Genomic DNA, 15,838 nt, shown 5'->3' on the forward strand with positions numbered 1-15,838 from the left:
GGATCGCCGGGCGAACGGTGCGCGCGCCGGCGGCGGAAGATGCTGTAGACCACCTCGATCGTCGGGTAGCCGCAGATCAGCACGCTTGCCCACGGCGACACCTGCGGATTGCGCGCCAGCACTTCGACCGACAGCCAGGCCAATGCGAAGCCCGCGAAATAGGCGCCGCCGTCGCCCAGGAACAGCTTGCCCCAGGGGAAGTTCACCAGCCAGAAGCCGCCGACCGCCGCGGCCAGCGCCAGTGCGACGACGGCGAGCGGCGTGTCGCCGACCGACTGCGCGATCGCGGCGAGCGCCAGCGAGGAGATGATCAGCGTCCCGCTCGACAGGCCGTGGAAGCCGTCGATGATGTTGAACGCGTTGGCCACGCCGCCGACGGCGAACGCCGTGAACAGCACGGCGAGCGGCCAGATCGACAGCAGCAGGTCCGCCGGCGGGATGTCCACGCGCGTGAGGCCGATGCCGGTGAGCAGCGCGGCGAGCCCGCCGCTGCCCATCGTCACGAGCAGGCGGGTGCGCACCGACACGCGCTTCGTGACGTCTTCGGCCAGTCCCACCAGGAGGGCGGGCATGCCGGCGAGCACCACGGTGGAGAGCATCTTGCGTTCCGCCGCGCCGGGCAGCAGCACCCAGGCGACGGTGAGCGCGACGTAGATCGCGATGCCGCCGACGCGCGGCGTCGGCGCCGAATGGAACTTCTGCACCCCGCTCGGCAGGTCCATGGTGAACTGGCCATGCTTGGATGCGCTGAGCACGAGGGCCTGCGCGAGCGCGAGCGACACGAACAGCGTGAGCGCGAGGGTCAGGGCGGAGCTCATCGAGTGCATCGGGAGGCCCTTTCGCGAGCGGTGACCAGGGAAAAGATGCACGGCTTTCGCGTGCGCCGTTCCTGCAGTCTGCCCAATCTACGTCGCGGTGCGCGCGCGTGCCATCCACCACTCGTGGGAGACGGTGATGCTCCATGAGTGACCTGCTCGACCTTGGAACTGCTCGACGGATCGAGGGCGGCGGCGCGCATTCGTGTCCTCCCTTGCTGAAGGCGAGGGAGCGAATGTGCCGCAAGTCGGCGCGTTTGGGGGACGAAACCGATGCCGCGCGATGCTGGTCGCGGGTAAGTCCTTGGTGCCGGAGCCCGGAATCGAACCGGGACGGTGTTGCCACCGGCAGATTTTGAATCTGCTGCGTCTACCGATTTCGCCACTCCGGCAGCGGGGAAGATGCAAGGAAAAATTATGGCACAGTAGCCCGCATGAACTATCCGACCATCGAGGACGCGATCGGACGCACGCCGCTGGTGCAGCTGCAAAGGATCGGCACGGCCGGGAACGCGAAGCGCGGCAACGTGATCCTCGGCAAGCTGGAAGGCAACAACCCCGCCGGTTCGGTGAAGGACCGGCCGGCGCTTTCCATGATCAAGCGGGCCGAGGAGCGCGGCGAGATCAAGCCGGGCGACACGCTGATCGAGGCCACTTCGGGCAACACCGGCATCGCGCTGGCCATGGCCGCCGCGGTCCGGGGCTACCGCATGGTGCTCATCATGCCGGAGGACCTCTCGGTCGAGCGCGCGCAGACCATGAAGGCGTTCGGCGCCGAGCTCGTCCTCACGCCCAAGAGCGGCGGCATGGAGTACGCGCGCGACCTCGCCGAGAACATGCAGCGCGAGGGCAAGGGCCGCGTGCTCGACCAGTTCGCCAACGGCGACAACCCGCGCATCCACTACGAGACCACCGGCCCCGAGCTGTGGGACCAGACGCAGGGCCGCATCACGCACTTCGTGAGCGCGATGGGCACGACGGGCACCATCACGGGGGTCTCGCGCTTCCTAAAGGAAAGGAATCCGGCGATCCGCATCGTCGGCGCGCAGCCCAACGAAGGCTCCCGCATCCCCGGCATCCGCAAGTGGCCGCAGGAATACCTGCCGAAGATCTACGACCCGAGCACGGTCGACGAGCTCATCTACGTGAGCCAGGACGAAGCCGAGGAGATGTGCCGCCGGCTGGCGCGCGAGGAAGGCATCTTCGGTGGCATCTCGTCGGCGGGCGCGCTATGGGTCGCCCTGCAGGTCGCGCAGCAGGTCGAGAACGCGACCATCGTGTTCGTCGTGTGCGACCGCGGCGACCGTTATCTCTCGACGGGGGTGTTCCCCGCGTGAGCGCCGCACGGCCGCCCGAAGGTGCTCGCCCCCTCCGCTTGCGGAGGGGGGAGGCGCTGCCGCGCAGCGGCAAGCCTGGGGGAGGTTCCTGATGCAGGCGGAGTACAGGTTCTGCCCGCAGTGCGCCACGCCGCTCGCGTGGATCGCGCAGCAGGAAGACGGAGGCGAGAAGCAGCGGCTGCGCTGCCCCGCCTGCGGCTGGACGCACTGGAACAACCCGACGCCGGTGCTCGCCGCGGTCGTCCAGTACCAGGACCGGATCCTGCTGGCCCGCAACGCCGCCTGGACGCACAAGATGTACGCGCTGATCACCGGCTTCATGGAAGCCGGCGAGACGCCGCAGGACGGCATCGCGCGCGAGATCGCCGAGGAAACGAACCTGCGCGCGACGTCGCTGGACCTGATCGGGGTCTACGACTTCCAGCGCATGAACCAGGTGATCATCGCCTACCATGCCGTGTGCGAAGGCGAGGTGAAGCTCTCGCCCGAACTCGTGGACTACCGGCTCTTCGCCTATGAACAGGTCCGCTGCTGGCCGGCGGGCACGGGTTACGCGCTGGCCGACTGGCTGCGCGGCCGCGGCTTCGAGCCGCAGTTCATGGAGCCGGTGGCCCGCTGAGGAGAAGTCATGCAGATCGACAAGGAAATCGACACCCGCGGGCTCAATTGCCCCTTGCCCATCCTCAAGGCCAAGAAGGCGCTGACCGACATGCAGAGCGGCCAGCTGCTCAAGGTGGTCTCCACCGACAGCGGTTCCCTGCGCGACTTCCAGGCCTTCTGCAAGCAGACCGGCAACGAGCTGGTCGAGCAGCAGACCGTCGGCGAGGATTACATCCACGTCCTGAAGCGGCGCTGAGCGGGCAGCCGGTGACCGCGGCCGACGACGCACGGGTCCTGCTGCGCAACCGCGCCGGCGACAGCGCCCGGGTGAGCCTGCATGGCGGCCAGCTGCTTTCCTGGCAGCCCGCGGGCGACCGCGAACAGATCTACCGCAGTCCCTTGTCGGCGCCGGCCGCGGGCAAGGCGCTGCGCGGCGGCGCGCCCATCTGCTTTCCCCAGTTCTCCGATCGCGGGCCGCTGCCCAAGCACGGCTTCGCCCGCACCAGCCGGTGGGAGCTGCTCAGTCCTTCTGCGTCCGACGCGGAGGTCGCCCAGGCCAGCCTGCAGCTGGACTCCACGGCGGCTTCCATGCGCTGGGAGCATGCTTTCACCCTGGTGCTGGTGGTTCGGATGGGACCGGGCTGGATCGAACTCCAGCTGGAGGCGGCGAACACCGGGCGGGCCGCTTTCGCGTTCACGGCGGCGATCCACACCTACCTCGCGATGCAGGACGTGCGCACTGCGAACGTCCGCGGCCTGCAGGGTCAGGCCTATGAAGACGCGCTCGATGGCCTCGCGCTGAAACAGGAAGGCGCCGCGACGCTCGGCTTCCCTGGCGAAATCGACCGCGTCTATCGCGACGTGCCGGAAGCGCTGGCACTGGAAGGCGGCGGCATGCCGCCGCGGCGCATCCTGCAGCGCGGCTTCCCGGACACCGTGGTGTGGAACCCCGGACCGGACAAGGCCGTCCGGCTGGGCGACATGCCGGCGCAGGACTGGCTGCGCATGCTGTGCATCGAGGCCGCGGCCGCCCACCCGGTGGAACTCGCGCCGGGCAAGACGTGGCGCGGGCTGCAGCGGCTGGAGCTGGCCAGCCGCGAACCGGGCTCCTAGGCCTTCAGCCGGCGCAGGTACCCGCAAACATCCGCGCCCACCACGAGGTGCTGCAGCGCAGCCGCAGGTTCACTGGTCCCGTGGCGCCGATGATCCTCCATCGCACCCGCACGAACGTTCCCGTTTCGGGGGACACATCGTCCAATGGGAAGCTGCACGGCGCGGCCGAACACGCAATCCGCTTCTCGGCCGCCTTGTCCAGGCCGGCGGCATCCGCTGCCCCGGCAACGAAGGCTTCCACCGCGGTTGCCGAACCGAAGTCGATGAATTTCACGCCGGATGGCAGCGAGTCGCGCCGGAACACGATCCAACCGGAAGGGCCCGCTCGCCACCCCTGCGGGCCGAGCGCGAGCGCGGGCATGTTGTTCGTCGACATGCTGGCAGGATCCGCCACGACGGCCCCGTAAGGTTCCAGCCGCACCGGGTAGACACCCTTGATCGCGGTGTTCTCGTTGCCGTTGTCCGCCTGGATCACCACCCGCAGGTAGCGGGCACGCACCGGCGCCCAGCTGACCAGGATGCGTTCGGATCGGTTGTCGGTGACCTCGGCGACCCGCTGGTACTTTCGGTCGTTCGTGGAAGCCTCCACGAAGAACTTGCGCGGCGCCGCTCGGGCGGTGTGGGCCACGATGTGGAGTCCCTTGACGGTGAAGGCATCGCCCATGTCCACGCGCACCCAGGTCGGGAACTCGCCATGCGACCAGTAATCGTTGCCCATCACCATGTTGAGCCGGTCGGGGCCGTTCGATTGCGGGGCCGCGGAACCCTTCGTGGCGATGCCCAGATCGGGCGTTTCGTACTGGGCGAAGCGCAGGGCAAAGTCCAGGAACATCGGCCGGCGCGTGAGTTCGTACAGGTTGGCGAGCTGGATCACGTGCACCGCGTTGTAGCCCACCCGCCCGGAAGGCTCCCATTCCTCGCGATGGCCGACCGGATATTGGGCGTAATAGCTCAGGTACCCGGCGTCGAACAGGCGCAGGTTTTCCTCGACCGCATTCACGTGCTGGTCCCAAAGCCGCTGGTACACGGCGTCGGGCCGCCAGGTGATGAAATTGCGCAGGCCTTCCGCCGCGGTCATGTGGCCGTTGAGGATCCGGATCGGAGGGACGCCCGCCTTGGCGGCTTCCTCGAACCAGGCAGAGTCGCTGCCGAACAGCGTGACGCCGCCGGCGGCGACCGGAATACGCAGGCCGTTGTATGCAAGGCGCGCGCCGGCAAGATATTCGCGCGAGCCGGTGGCGTCGGCTCCACAAGCCAGGGCCGCGCCGACCAGGGACTGCGCAAAGGCCGAAACCCATGGCGCGCGCAACTTGAACTTCACCCATTCGAAGGTATATGGGTACATCCGCGCCTCGATCCCTTGCCAGCGCAGTTTCGCCCCGTGCGCGAGCAGCCAGTCGAGCTGTTTGCGCGCACTCGCCAGCGCCTGCTCGTCGCCCTTCTCGACGAAGGTGCGGCAACCCGAGAGGGCAAAGTTCGCGATGAAGGCCGGGTTGTATTCCCGTCGCGGGCCGGCTTGCCCTGGGCGATCGCGGTACAGCGTGACGAGGACGCCGCCCTCGTCCAGCACGTACAGGCCGGCATTGCTTTCCAGGTAGACCTGCGGCGTGATCCTCGGACCGATCCAGTGATTGGCGGGCATCGAAGGCGCCGCGAAACCGGCACTGGCGATGCAACAGGCAAGAGCGCAGGCGAAAGCGCGCAGGGATTGAAATGGCATTCGGTCGACGTTTCCCGGCCGAGCCCGGCCATCGACCTGAACTGTACGCGACCCCGGGGACCCGTTCGCCGCCGGAGCTCTCGTCAATGCAAGGAGAGGTTCTCCAGGAACTCGCGGAAGTCGGCGCCGACCTCCGGATGCTTCAGCGCGAATTCGACCGTCGCTTCCAGGAAGCCGGCCTTGCTGCCGCAGTCGAAACGCCGGCCTTCGTACAGGTAGGCGTGCACGCCTTCGGACGCGATCAGCTGCGCGATGCCGTCGGTGAGCTGGATCTCGCCGCCGCTGCCGCGCGGCTGGTTCTCGATGCGGTCGAACACCGCGGGCGTCAGAACGTAGCGCCCGGCCACGCCCATGCGCGAAGGCGCCTTCTCCGGCGACGGTTTCTCCACCATCTGCTGCACCTTCACCAGGCGGTCGCCGGCGGGCTCGCCGGCCACGATGCCATAGCGCTTCACGTGTTCGAGGGGCACCTCCTGGACGGCGAGCACGGAGGTCTGCACCTCGCGGAACACCTCCACCATCTGCGCCAGCACGCCCGGGCCGCCCTCGTTGCCCGTCATCAGGTCGTCGGCGAGCAGCACCGCGAAGGGATCGTCGCGCACGATGTGGCGGGCACACAGCACCGCATGCCCGAGGCCCAGCGAGCGCGGCTGCCGCACGTAGGAGCAGTCCATGTCGGCCGGGGCCAGCGTGCGCACCAGCGACAGCAGTTCCTCCTTGCCGCTGGATTGCAGCTCGCTTTCCAGCTCGTATGCCGTGTCGAAGTGGTCCTCGATGGCCCGCTTGTTGCGGCCCGTGACGAAGATCATGTGGCGGATGCCGGCCTCGTAGGCTTCTTCCACCGCGTACTGGATCAGGGGCTTGTCGACGATCGGCAGCATCTCCTTCGGCTGCGCCTTGGTCGCCGGCAGGAAGCGCGTGCCCAGGCCGGCGACCGGGAAGACGGCTTTGGTGACGCGTGTGTACTTTTTCATCGACCACCTGTCATGTTGGGGCTAAAGTGTGCAGCAAGAGGGCGGGACCGTGTTGTAGCGAGGAAGCGGCCCCGGTGGCGAAGGCAACGAAGGCCTGATTTGGAAATTCTCCTGCTCGAGCGGCTGGTCCCGGAGGCGCGTGCCTGGCTGGAGGCCCGGCACCAGGTGGCCTACCGGCCCGAGCTCGCCGCCGATCCGGTGGAGCTGCGCAAGCACCTGTACAACGTGCAGACCGTGGTGCTCCCGCGCAAACTGGTGGTCACGCGGGAGTTCCTCGATTTCGCCCCGGTGCTGCGGGCCGTCGCCCGCATGCACATCGGCACCGACAACACCGATCTGCAAGCGTGCCGCGATCGCAAGGTGCGCGTGATCCAGCCGATCAACGCGCACGTGCGGTCCAACGCCGAATACCTGCTGGCCGGCCTGCTGCTGCTGCTTCGCCGCGGCATCGGCGCCACCCTGCGCGGCGAGCGGCACGCGACCGGCGCGGTGGGCCGCGAACTGCATGGCAGCACGATCGGCATCCTGGGGCTGGCCCCGTCCGGGCAGGCGCTCGCGATGCTGCTCGACATGCTGGGCGCCAGGTTGATCGGCTACGACCCCGCGGTTCACCACACCGCATCCACCTGGGAGCGGTTGAAGATCCAGCCGGTGAAGCTGTCCGAACTCCTGGCGAAGGCCGATGCGGTCTCCGTGCAGGTGCTCTACTCCTCGCGCTACGAGCACTTCATCGACGAGAACGTGCTGACGCATTGCCGCAAGGGACAGCTCTGGGTCGGCACCACGCGCTCGGCCCTGTTCGAGCCCCACGCGTTCGCGCGCGCGCTCACCGACGGCCGCATCGAGGCTGCGATGTTCGATGGCGCCGAACCGGGCTTCGCCTCGGCCGACAGCCCCTTGCACGGCCTGGGCAACCTGTTCCTCACGCCGCGCGTGGCCTCGCTGACACGCGAGTCGAGGGTGCGGGCCAGCTGGTACGTGGCGCAGCGCCTGCACGAGACGCTGATGGGCCCGCGCCATTCCGGATTCGACTCGATCCTGAGCATGCCGGCCGGGCTCGATTCGGTGCCTCCCGACAGCGAGCCGGCCCCCCTGTCGAGGCCGTTCCCGCTGGCGGGCGACCCGAACTGAATCAGCCCAGGCGCTGCAGCTGCGCCTTGATCTTTTCCAGGGCCGCCGCGAAGTCGGCGATGCGCTTGCGCTCCTGCTCGATCACCGCGGGCGGCGCCTTGGCGACGAAGGCCTCGTTCGACAGCTTGCCGTTCGCCTTGGCGAGTTCCGTTTCGAGGCGCTTCTCCTCCCTGGCGAGGCGCACCTTTTCCGCGGCGACGTCGATCTCCATGTACAGGCACAGGCGCGCATCGCCCGCGACCGCGACCGGCGCCGCCTGGGCCGCGGCGGACCACGAGGCTTCGTCGTCGAACACGCGCACTTCGCTCAGCTTGGCGAGGGCCTGCAGCACCGGCGCGGCTTCGCGGATGAACGCGGCGTCGCCGACCACGTAGGCGGGCAGGCGGGTGCCGGGCGAGACGTTCATCTCGCCGCGCAGGTTGCGGCAGGCATCCACCACCGACTTCAGCTTGGCCATCCAGGCTTCGGCGCCGGCATCGATGTTGGCCGCATGGGCCTGCGGGTAGGGCGCGACACCGATCGATTCGCCGGTCTTGCCGGCCACCGGCGCCACCCTCTGCCACAGCTCCTCGGTGATGAAGGGGATCACCGGGTGCGCGAGGCGCAGGATCGCTTCCAGCACGCGGATCAGCGTGCGGCGGGTGCCGCGCTGCTGCGCGGCGTCGCCGACCTGGATCTGCACCTTGGCGATCTCCAGGTACCAGTCGCAATACTCGTCCCAGACGAACTGGTAGATGGTGTTGGCGACGTTGTCGAGGCGGTACTCGGCGAAGCCCTTGGCGACGTCGGCCTCGGCCTTCTGCAGCAGCGAGATGATCCAGCGGTCGGCGGCGGTGAGCGTCGCGTCCTGCCCGGCGAGGTCGTGGCCCTCGCAATTCATCAGCACGAAGCGCGTGGCGTTCCAGAGCTTGTTGCAGAAGTTGCGGTAGCCCTCGCAGCGCTTGGCGTCGAAGTTGATCGAGCGGCCCAGCGTGGCCAGCGCGGCGAAGGTGAAGCGCAGCGCGTCGGCGCCGTAGGCCGGGATGCCTTCGGGGAATTCCTTCTCGGTGTTCCTGCGCACCTGCGGCGCCGTCTCCGGCTTGCGCAGGCCGGTGGTGCGTTTCTCCAGCAGCGGGGGGAGGGCGATGCCGTCGATCAGGTCCACGGGATCGAGCACGTTGCCTTCCGACTTGCTCATCTTCTTGCCGTGCGAGTCGCGCACCAGGCCGTGGATGTAGACGTGGCGGAACGGCACCTGGCCGGTGAAGTGGGTCGTCATCATGATCATCCGGGCGACCCAGAAGAAGATGATGTCGTAGCCGGTCACCAGCACGGTGGACGGCAGGTACAGGTCCATGTCCTGCGTCTTCTCCGGCCAGCCCAGGGTGGAGAAGGGCACCAGGGCGGACGAATACCAGGTGTCGAGCACGTCGGCGTCGCGCCGCAGCTTCTTGCCGGGCGCCTGCGCCTGCGCCTCGGCTTCCGAGGCGGCGACGTACACCTCGCCCTGCTCGTCGTACCAGGCCGGGATCTGGTGGCCCCACCAGAGCTGGCGCGAGATGCACCAGTCCTGGATGTTGTTCATCCACTGGTTGTAGGTGTTGACCCAGTTCTCGGGCACGAAGCGCACGGCGCCCGATTGCACCGCGTCGATCGCCTTCTGCGCGATCGACTTGCCGGTCGGGTCCTGCTCGCTCACCTTGGTCATCGCCACGAACCACTGGTCCGTGAGCATGGGCTCGATCACCTGGCCCGTGCGGGCGCAGCGCGGCACCATCAGCTTGTGCTTCTTCGTCTCCTCCAGCAGGCCCAGCGCCTGCAGGTCGGCGACGACCTTCTTGCGCGCCTCGAAGCGGTCCATGCCGCGGTAGGCGGCCGGGCCGTTGTCGTTGATCTTCGCGTCGAGGGTCAGCACGCCGATGATCGGCAGCTGGTGGCGCTGGCCCACCGCGTAGTCGTTGGCGTCGTGCGCGGGCGTCACCTTGACCACGCCGGTGCCGAAGGCACGGTCCACGTATTCGTCGGCGATGACCGGGATCTCGCGGTCGCACAGCGGCAGGCGCACCGTCCGGCCGATCACGTGCCGGTAGCGTTCGTCTTCCGGATGGACCATCACGGCGACGTCGCCCAGCATGGTCTCGGGCCGCGTCGTCGCGACCGTCAGGTGGCCGGAGCCGTCGGACAGCTCGTAGCGGATGTGCCAGAGGAAGCCGTCCTCCTCCTCGCTCTCCACTTCGAGGTCGGACACGGCGGTCTTCAGTTCCGGATCCCAGTTGACCAGCCGCTTGCCGCGGTAGACCAGCCCCTGCCGGTACAGCTGCACGAAGGTCTCGGTCACGATGTTCGAGAGCTTCTCGTCCATCGTGAAGTACTCGTGCGACCAGTCCACGCTGTCGCCCATGCGGCGCATCTGCGTGGTGATGGTGTTGCCGGACTTCTCCTTCCATTCCCAGACCTTCTTCACGAAGTCCGGGCGGCCGAGGTCATGGCGGCTGGTGCCCTGCTCCTGCAGCTGGCGCTCCACCACGATCTGGGTCGCGATGCCGGCGTGGTCGGTGCCGGGGACCCACAGCGTGTTGAAGCCGCGCATCCGGTGGTAGCGCGTCAGGCTGTCCATGATGGTCTGGTTGAACGCGTGGCCCATGTGCAGGGTGCCCGTCACGTTCGGGGGCGGCAGCTGGATGGCGAAGGAGGGCTCGCCGGTGTCCGGCGCGCCGGTGCCGCGATGGCCCGCGCGGGCGTAGCCGCGCTGTTCCCACAGCGGGCCCCACTTCGCCTCGATGGCGGCGGGCTCGAAGGATTTGGAGAGGCTGTTCAGCCCGGGTTGTTGGGTGCTCACCCGGGGATTTTATCGGTGACCCTATTCCGGCACGGCGCGCGCGGCTTCGACGCACTCCTTGAGCACCCTGGCGTCCCCGACCTGGTTGGCCAGCAGCAGGATCAGCCGGGCGTTCAGCAGGGCCGACTGCTGGTCGCTCAAGCCCTGGTGGGCATCCAGCAGCTGCTCGTAGAAGCCGTCGGCGTCGGGCAGGTTCAGGCTGGTCTTCATGTGGATTCCTCCTCTTCCAGCCGGGTCCCGAGGGCCAGGCCGATGGCGTGGACCAGCGAGGCATCGACGGTTTCGCCCGTGGCGGCGACATAGCTGTCCGGCCGGACCAGCGCCCAGGCATGGCCGAACACGTGGCAGGCACCCTGCAGGTGGCCCTTGGGATCGCGCACGTGCTCCAGCGCCCCGGCCGGGTCGTCCGGGCCGAGCACCTGCACGCAGCGCACCGGGGCGCTCTCGGCCAGGTTCTGCAGCCGCTGCAGGGCCGAGCCCGAGGCGGCGCCGAACACCAGCAGCAGCAGGCGGCCGTCGGCCCAGCGCAGCAGGTCGTTGACCGTGCCCGGCTTGCCGTCCGGCCAGTCGAAGGCGACGTTCTGCACCGACTGCCCGCCGCCGTGCTCGCAGGCGCTGGAGCGGGTGTACGGGTTGGCGACCGCCATCCGGCCGGTGTTGACGAACTGCCGCGCGAACACGTGCTGCCGCGCGAGGCCCAGCGCCGCGTCGCGGAACAGCTTCTCGACGGGCGTGGCCGGCCGCAGGAAGCGCGTCGTGCGATTGGTGACGAGCACGTTCTGCTGCGCCGCCTCGTGCCGCTCCTCGTTGTAGCTCTCCAGCAGCGTGGGTGCGGCGCGCCCCTTCATCACGGCCGCCAGCTTCCAGGCCAGGTTGTCGGCGTCCGCGATGCCGGTGTTGCCGCCGCGCGCGCCGAACGGGCTCACCACCTTGGCCGCGTCGCCCATGAGGAACACGCGGCCGTGGCGCATGCTGTCCACGCACTCGCTGCGGTAGGCATAGGGCCCGACCCACACGATCTCGATGTCGGCGTCGGCGCCGAACTGCTTTGCGAGGCGCTGCCGCACCACTTCCTCGCGGCTCACCTCGGAAGGATCGCAGTCGGGCGCCATCTGGTAGTCGATCCGCCAGACCTGGTCGCCCATCGGATGCTGCCAGACGGCCCGGCTGTCGTTGAACGGCGCTTCGATCCAGGTGTGGCGCTCGGTGGCGTGCGGCGCCTGCTTGCGGAAGCGCACGTCGGCGATGCACCAGCGGTCGTCGCCCTTCTTCGCCGTGAGCGAAGCGCCGACCCACTGGCGGAAGGGGCTGTGCGAGCCGGTGGCGTCGATCACGTGATCGGCGCGCAGCCGGTAGTCGCCGGCCGGAGTGCTCACCGTGAGGGTCGCGCATTCCTGGTCCTGCTCGAAGGCGGCGACCCGGTTCTTCCAGCGCAGTTCCACGTTCCCGAGCGCGTGGATGCGCTCGACCAGGTAGCCCTCGATGTAGAACTGCTGGATGTTGATGAAGGGCGGCTGGGTGGACAGGTTGTAGGCGTTCTGCTGCTTCAGGTCGAACGAATAGACCTCGTCGGTGCCGGCGAAGGTGCGACCTACGCTCCACTCGATCCCCCTGGCGACGATCCGGTCGTAGATGCCCAGGCGCTCGAAGATCTCCAGCGACTTCTGCGTGTAGCAGATGCCGCGCGAGGACGCGCCCTTCACCCCCACGGTGTTGTCCTCGTCCAGCAGCACGGCCGGCACGCCGAGTTGCGCGAGGGCGCAGGCCACGGTCAATCCCGTGATGCCGCCGCCCACGATCACGATCGGATGGTGGCTGGCCTGGCCGGAGGCGATCTCCGGCGGAGCGGTGAACGGGTATTCGGGCAGCTCGTAGCCGCTGCCCTGGGTGAACTCGTAGCCGTTGCTGTACGCCGTCTCGGCGTAGGGATCCGCCATGTCTTCCTCCGACGAGGTCACTTCTTCACGAACTCGGGTCGGTCATTCTGCTGCGGCTTGAGCGGCGCCGCCACCTTGCCGGCGGCGCGGTCCTGGCGCCACTGCTCCTTGCGCGCGGTCCACTCGTCCAGCCGCGCATGGGCGGTCCTGCTCTCCTGCAGCATCTGGAACTCGTCGGCGAGCTGGGCCGTGAGCTCGAGCCGGATGCCGTTCGGGTCGAAGAAATAGATGCTGTGGAAGATGTGGTGGTCGGTGATGCCCAGCACCTCGACGCCGTGCGCCTCCAGGCGGGCCTTCATGGCTTCCAGGTCGCCGATCGAGTCCACGCGAAAGGAGATGTGGTTCACCCACTTGGGCGTGTTGGGCGAGGGCTCGGCCGCGCAGTCGTCGCCGAGGTCGAAGAAGGCGATGAACGAGCCGTCCTGCAGGCGGAAGAAGAAGTGCGTGTACGGGCAGTACTCGCCCGTGCTCGGCACGACGTCGCTCTGGATGATGTGGTACAGGGGCAGGCCGAGGATGTCCTCGTAGAAGTGGCGCGTCTCCTCGGCGTCCTTCGCCTTGTAGGCGTAGTGGTGCAGCTGCTGGATCGGGGCGGGCGCGGGCAGGGCGCTGGTGTCTTGCAGGACGGCGGCCATGGTGACTCCTCGGTTTACCAATGCGTAATGCGTTTACTGTAGCGTAATGCGCGCGGCTGGGGCAGGCGGGGCGGAAGGGGTGTTCGACAATGCTTATCAACTGTCGCGTTGCAATAGGCATACGCGATAGGGTGCATTGAGTGGGGCTATTAGACGGCGCCCCGGCGGCTCACTACGCTGTGCACCGTCCTCGGCCGCGCCGCGGCCGGGGCGCGCAGGTTTCCCACCTACTGAAGGAGAGATCGATGGCATCACTCAAGGGCTCCAAGACGGAAGAGAACCTGAAGGCCGCCTTCGCGGGCGAGTCGCAGGCCAACCGTCGTTACCTGTATTTCGCGAACAAGGCCGACGTGGAAGGCCAGAACGACGTGGCGGCGCTGTTCCGCTCCACCGCCGAAGGCGAGACCGGCCACGCGCATGGCCACCTCGAGTGGCTGGAGCAGGTCGGCGATCCGGCCACCGGCCTGCCGATCGGCGGCACCCGCGACAACCTGAAGGCTGCCGTCGCCGGTGAAACGCACGAGTACACCGACATGTACCCGGGCATGGCCAAGACCGCGCGCCAGGAAGGCTTCGACGAGATCGCCGACTGGTTCGAGACGCTGGCCAAGGCGGAGCGCTCGCATGCGAACCGCTATACCAAGGCGCTGAACGAACTGGCCGACTGAGTTCAGCGTTGACCGTTGGGCGTTCAGCGTGCTGAGCGCCCCTCCCTGAACGCCGAACACTCAACGCTGAACGGAGAAAAGATGGCCGTCCGCGAAGGCAGCCTCGAAGCGCCCACCCGCCACCCCATCGACTGGCAGTCGCCCGAGTACCACGACGAAGGCGCGGCCTTCAAGGAGCTCGAGCGCATCTTCGACATCTGCCACGGCTGCCGCCGCTGCGTGGGCCTGTGCGGCGCCTTTCCCACGCTGTTCGACCTCGTCGACGAGGGCAGGACGGGCGAGATCGACGGCGTCGAGAAGAAGGACTACTGGAAGGTCGTCGACCAGTGCTACCTGTGCGACCTCTGCTACATGACCAAGTGCCCCTACGTGCCGCCGCACCAGTGGAACGTGGACTTCCCGCACACGATGCTGCGGGCCAAGGCGATCAAGTTCAGGCAGGGCGGGGTGGACTTCGGCTCGAAGTTCCTCTCATCCACCGACGTGCATGGCCAGTTCGCGGGCATCCCGATCGTGGTGCAGGCCGCCAACGCGGTGAACCAGACCAGGCCGATGCGCGCGCTGATGGAGAACACGCTGCACGTCGACCGCAACGCCTGGCTGCCGGCGCTGGCGACGCGCAAGTTCCGCAAGGCGGCGCCGAAGTCGGCCGAACGGCCGGTGAAGGACGGCGAGCGCACGCCCGGCAAGGTGGCGATCTTCTCCACTTGCTACGTCAACTACAACGAGCCGGGCATCGGCCTGGACCTGCTGAAGGTGCTGGCGCACAACGACATCCCGTACGTGCTCGTCGACAAGGAGAAGTGCTGCGGCATGCCCAAGCTGGAGCTCGGTGACCTCGCGTCGGTGGACGAGAGCCGCGCCGCGAACATCCCCGTGCTGATGAATTACGTGCGCGAGGGCTACGCGATCCTCTCCGCGGTGCCCAGCTGCACGCTGATGTTCAAGCAGGAGATCCCGCTGATGTTCCCCGGCGATGCCGACGTGCAGGCCGTCAAGGAAGCGATGTGGGATCCCTTCGAATACCTCGCGGCGCGCCGCCGCGACGGCCTGCTCAAGACCGAATTCCCGCAGCCGCTGGGCAAGGTGAGCTACCACGTGCCCTGCCACACGCGCGTGCAGAACATCGGCAAGAAGACCGAGGAGCTGCTGAAGATGGTGCCGGGCACCACGGTGCACACCAACGAGCGCTGCTCGGGGCACGCCGGCACCTTCGGCGTGAAGAAGCCGTATCACGAGGTGGCGATGAAGATCGGCAAGCCGCTCTTCAAGCGCATGTCCGAGCATCCCGCCGGCGGTGCGCCGGATTACATCAGCTCGGACTGCCCGCTGGGCGGCCACCACATCGCCCAGGGTTTCGACCGCAACGCGCTCGGCGCGCCGCGACTGGAACATCCGATCTCCCTGCTGCGTATCGCCTACGGACTTTGACCATGCAACTCACGGGCAAGATCACCGCCGACAGCCTGATGACGCTGGAGGCGTACGCGAAGTGGCGCAAGCAGCACCAGGGCGACGTCATCGCCCACCGCAGGTTGCGCAGCGTGGCGCTGGGCGAGAACCTCAGGGTGCAGTTCGAGAGCGAGCTGACCATGCGCTACCAGGTCCAGGAGATGCTGCGCGTCGAGAAGATCTTCGAGGAGGAGGGCATCCAGGCCGAGATCGATGCCTATGCCCCGCTGGTGCCGGACGGCGCCAACTGGAAGGCGACGCTGCTGATCGAGTACCCCGACGAAAACGAGCGCCGGCGCGAACTGGCGCGTCTGATCGGGGTGGAAGACCGGATGTTCGTGGAAGTGGAAGGCCGCGAGCGCGTCTACGCGATCGCCGACGAGGACCTCGATCGGGAGAACGACGAGAAGACGTCCTCGGTGCATTTCCTGCGCTTCGAGTTCACGCCGGCGATGCGGGCGGCGATGAAGGCGGGAGCGGGAGTGAAGCTGGGGTGCGACCACACCCACTATCCGGCGCACGTGGCGCTGGCGCCGGAGACGCTCGCTTCGCTTGCGGGGGACTTGCGCTGAATCCGTCGGGGTTCGCCTTCGGGCTCACCACCGACCTACGGGGGACACCGGCTGTTCGTAGGGCGG

At 67.9% G+C, this 15,838-nt stretch carries 15 protein-coding genes and 1 tRNA gene; 8 read left to right on the forward strand and 8 right to left on the reverse strand.

What is annotated here, in order from left to right:
- Both VF522_RS02810 and VF522_RS02815 read right to left on the reverse strand, forming a co-directional pair.
- The coding region (locus VF522_RS02810; protein WP_330906698.1) for a glycosyltransferase at positions 1-818 on the reverse strand (818 nt) is incomplete at its 3' end.
- Between the two features lie 302 nt (positions 819-1,120).
- A tRNA-Leu gene (locus VF522_RS02815) sits at positions 1,121-1,207 on the reverse strand.
- Between the two features lie 42 nt (positions 1,208-1,249).
- On the opposite strand from VF522_RS02815, the gene cysM reads away from it, so the two are divergent.
- From cysM to VF522_RS02835, 4 genes are all read left to right on the forward strand, one after another.
- Positions 1,250-2,152, forward strand: a complete 903-nt coding sequence (cysM, locus tag VF522_RS02820) for a cysteine synthase CysM (RefSeq protein ID WP_330906699.1) — start codon at positions 1,250-1,252, stop codon at positions 2,150-2,152.
- Positions 2,153-2,243: 91 nt separating this feature from the next.
- Positions 2,244-2,771: an NUDIX hydrolase gene (locus tag VF522_RS02825; RefSeq protein WP_330906700.1), complete on the forward strand. Its 528-nt coding sequence runs from the start codon at positions 2,244-2,246 to the stop codon at positions 2,769-2,771.
- 9 nt (positions 2,772-2,780) lie between these two features.
- On the forward strand, positions 2,781-3,008 hold the full coding sequence (locus VF522_RS02830) for a sulfurtransferase TusA family protein (protein WP_330906701.1): 228 nt from the start codon (positions 2,781-2,783) through the stop codon (positions 3,006-3,008).
- A gap of 11 nt (positions 3,009-3,019) precedes the next feature.
- Entirely contained in the window at positions 3,020-3,865 is an 846-nt protein-coding gene (locus tag VF522_RS02835; protein WP_330906702.1) for a D-hexose-6-phosphate mutarotase, read from the forward strand.
- Between the two features lie 4 nt (positions 3,866-3,869).
- On the opposite strand, the gene VF522_RS02840 is transcribed toward VF522_RS02835, so the two are convergent.
- Positions 3,870-5,672, reverse strand: coding sequence for a D-glucuronyl C5-epimerase family protein (locus VF522_RS02840; RefSeq protein WP_330906703.1), 1,803 nt, complete (start codon positions 5,670-5,672; stop codon positions 3,870-3,872).
- On the reverse strand, positions 5,669-6,559 hold the full coding sequence (gene galU, locus VF522_RS02845) for a UTP--glucose-1-phosphate uridylyltransferase GalU (protein WP_330906704.1): 891 nt from the start codon (positions 6,557-6,559) through the stop codon (positions 5,669-5,671). Before galU ends, VF522_RS02840 begins: the two co-directional genes overlap by 4 nt.
- 99 nt (positions 6,560-6,658) lie before the next feature.
- Here galU and VF522_RS02850 point away from each other — a divergent pair, with 99 nt between their 5' ends.
- On the forward strand, positions 6,659-7,690 hold the full coding sequence (locus tag VF522_RS02850; protein ID WP_330906705.1) for an NAD(P)-dependent oxidoreductase: 1,032 nt from the start codon (positions 6,659-6,661) through the stop codon (positions 7,688-7,690).
- 1 nt (position 7,691) lies between these two features.
- Here the strand turns inward: VF522_RS02850 and VF522_RS02855 are convergent, their stop codons facing one another.
- From VF522_RS02855 to VF522_RS02870, 4 genes are read right to left on the reverse strand one after another with little or no spacing between them, the layout of a single operon-like run.
- A complete protein-coding gene (locus VF522_RS02855) occupies positions 7,692-10,508 on the reverse strand; it encodes a valine--tRNA ligase (RefSeq protein ID WP_330906706.1) in 2,817 nt (938 codons plus the stop codon).
- A gap of 21 nt (positions 10,509-10,529) precedes the next feature.
- A complete protein-coding gene (locus tag VF522_RS02860; protein ID WP_330906707.1) occupies positions 10,530-10,718 on the reverse strand; it encodes a DUF2783 domain-containing protein in 189 nt (62 codons plus the stop codon).
- Positions 10,715-12,445, reverse strand: a complete 1,731-nt coding sequence (locus VF522_RS02865) for an FAD-dependent oxidoreductase (RefSeq protein WP_330906708.1) — start codon at positions 12,443-12,445, stop codon at positions 10,715-10,717. Before VF522_RS02865 ends, VF522_RS02860 begins: the two co-directional genes overlap by 4 nt.
- A gap of 17 nt (positions 12,446-12,462) precedes the next feature.
- Complete coding sequence (locus VF522_RS02870) at positions 12,463-13,080, reverse strand: VOC family protein (protein WP_330906709.1); 618 nt, start codon at positions 13,078-13,080, stop codon at positions 12,463-12,465.
- 245 nt (positions 13,081-13,325) lie between these two features.
- Between VF522_RS02870 and VF522_RS02875 the strand changes: the two genes are divergently transcribed.
- From VF522_RS02875 to VF522_RS02885, 3 genes are all read left to right on the forward strand, one after another.
- The gene (locus VF522_RS02875; protein ID WP_330906710.1) at positions 13,326-13,748 is read left to right on the forward strand and encodes a rubrerythrin family protein; all 423 of its coding nucleotides are present in this window, start codon (positions 13,326-13,328) and stop codon (positions 13,746-13,748) included.
- 81 nt (positions 13,749-13,829) lie between these two features.
- Positions 13,830-15,179 carry a (Fe-S)-binding protein gene (locus VF522_RS02880; RefSeq protein WP_330906711.1) on the forward strand — a complete coding sequence of 450 codons (1,350 nt, stop codon included), beginning with the start codon at positions 13,830-13,832 and terminating at the stop codon, positions 15,177-15,179.
- Positions 15,180-15,181: 2 nt separating this feature from the next.
- The gene (locus VF522_RS02885) at positions 15,182-15,772 is read left to right on the forward strand and encodes a DUF3501 family protein (RefSeq protein ID WP_330906712.1); all 591 of its coding nucleotides are present in this window, start codon (positions 15,182-15,184) and stop codon (positions 15,770-15,772) included.
- Positions 15,773-15,838 lie beyond the last annotated feature (66 nt).

This window comes from Ramlibacter sp. (assembly GCF_036383835.1).
Taxonomy (GTDB): Bacteria; Pseudomonadota; Gammaproteobacteria; order Burkholderiales; family Burkholderiaceae_C; genus Ramlibacter.

Bases quoted from the DNA above. Each gene is read 5' to 3' on its own strand.
- VF522_RS02885 (WP_330906712.1), top strand. From the start codon at position 15,182: ATGCAACTCACGGGCAAGATCACCGCCGACAGCCTGATGACGCTGGAG.
- galU (WP_330906704.1), bottom strand. From the start codon at position 6,559: ATGAAAAAGTACACACGCGTCACCAAAGCCGTCTTCCCGGTCGCCGGC.
- VF522_RS02880 (WP_330906711.1), top strand. From the start codon at position 13,830: ATGGCCGTCCGCGAAGGCAGCCTCGAAGCGCCCACCCGCCACCCCATC.
- VF522_RS02825 (WP_330906700.1), top strand. From the start codon at position 2,244: ATGCAGGCGGAGTACAGGTTCTGCCCGCAGTGCGCCACGCCGCTCGCG.
- VF522_RS02865 (WP_330906708.1), bottom strand. From the start codon at position 12,445: ATGGCGGATCCCTACGCCGAGACGGCGTACAGCAACGGCTACGAGTTC.
- VF522_RS02830 (WP_330906701.1), top strand. From the start codon at position 2,781: ATGCAGATCGACAAGGAAATCGACACCCGCGGGCTCAATTGCCCCTTG.
- cysM (WP_330906699.1), top strand. From the start codon at position 1,250: ATGAACTATCCGACCATCGAGGACGCGATCGGACGCACGCCGCTGGTG.
- VF522_RS02875 (WP_330906710.1), top strand. From the start codon at position 13,326: ATGGCATCACTCAAGGGCTCCAAGACGGAAGAGAACCTGAAGGCCGCC.
- VF522_RS02860 (WP_330906707.1), bottom strand. From the start codon at position 10,718: ATGAAGACCAGCCTGAACCTGCCCGACGCCGACGGCTTCTACGAGCAG.
- VF522_RS02870 (WP_330906709.1), bottom strand. From the start codon at position 13,080: ATGGCCGCCGTCCTGCAAGACACCAGCGCCCTGCCCGCGCCCGCCCCG.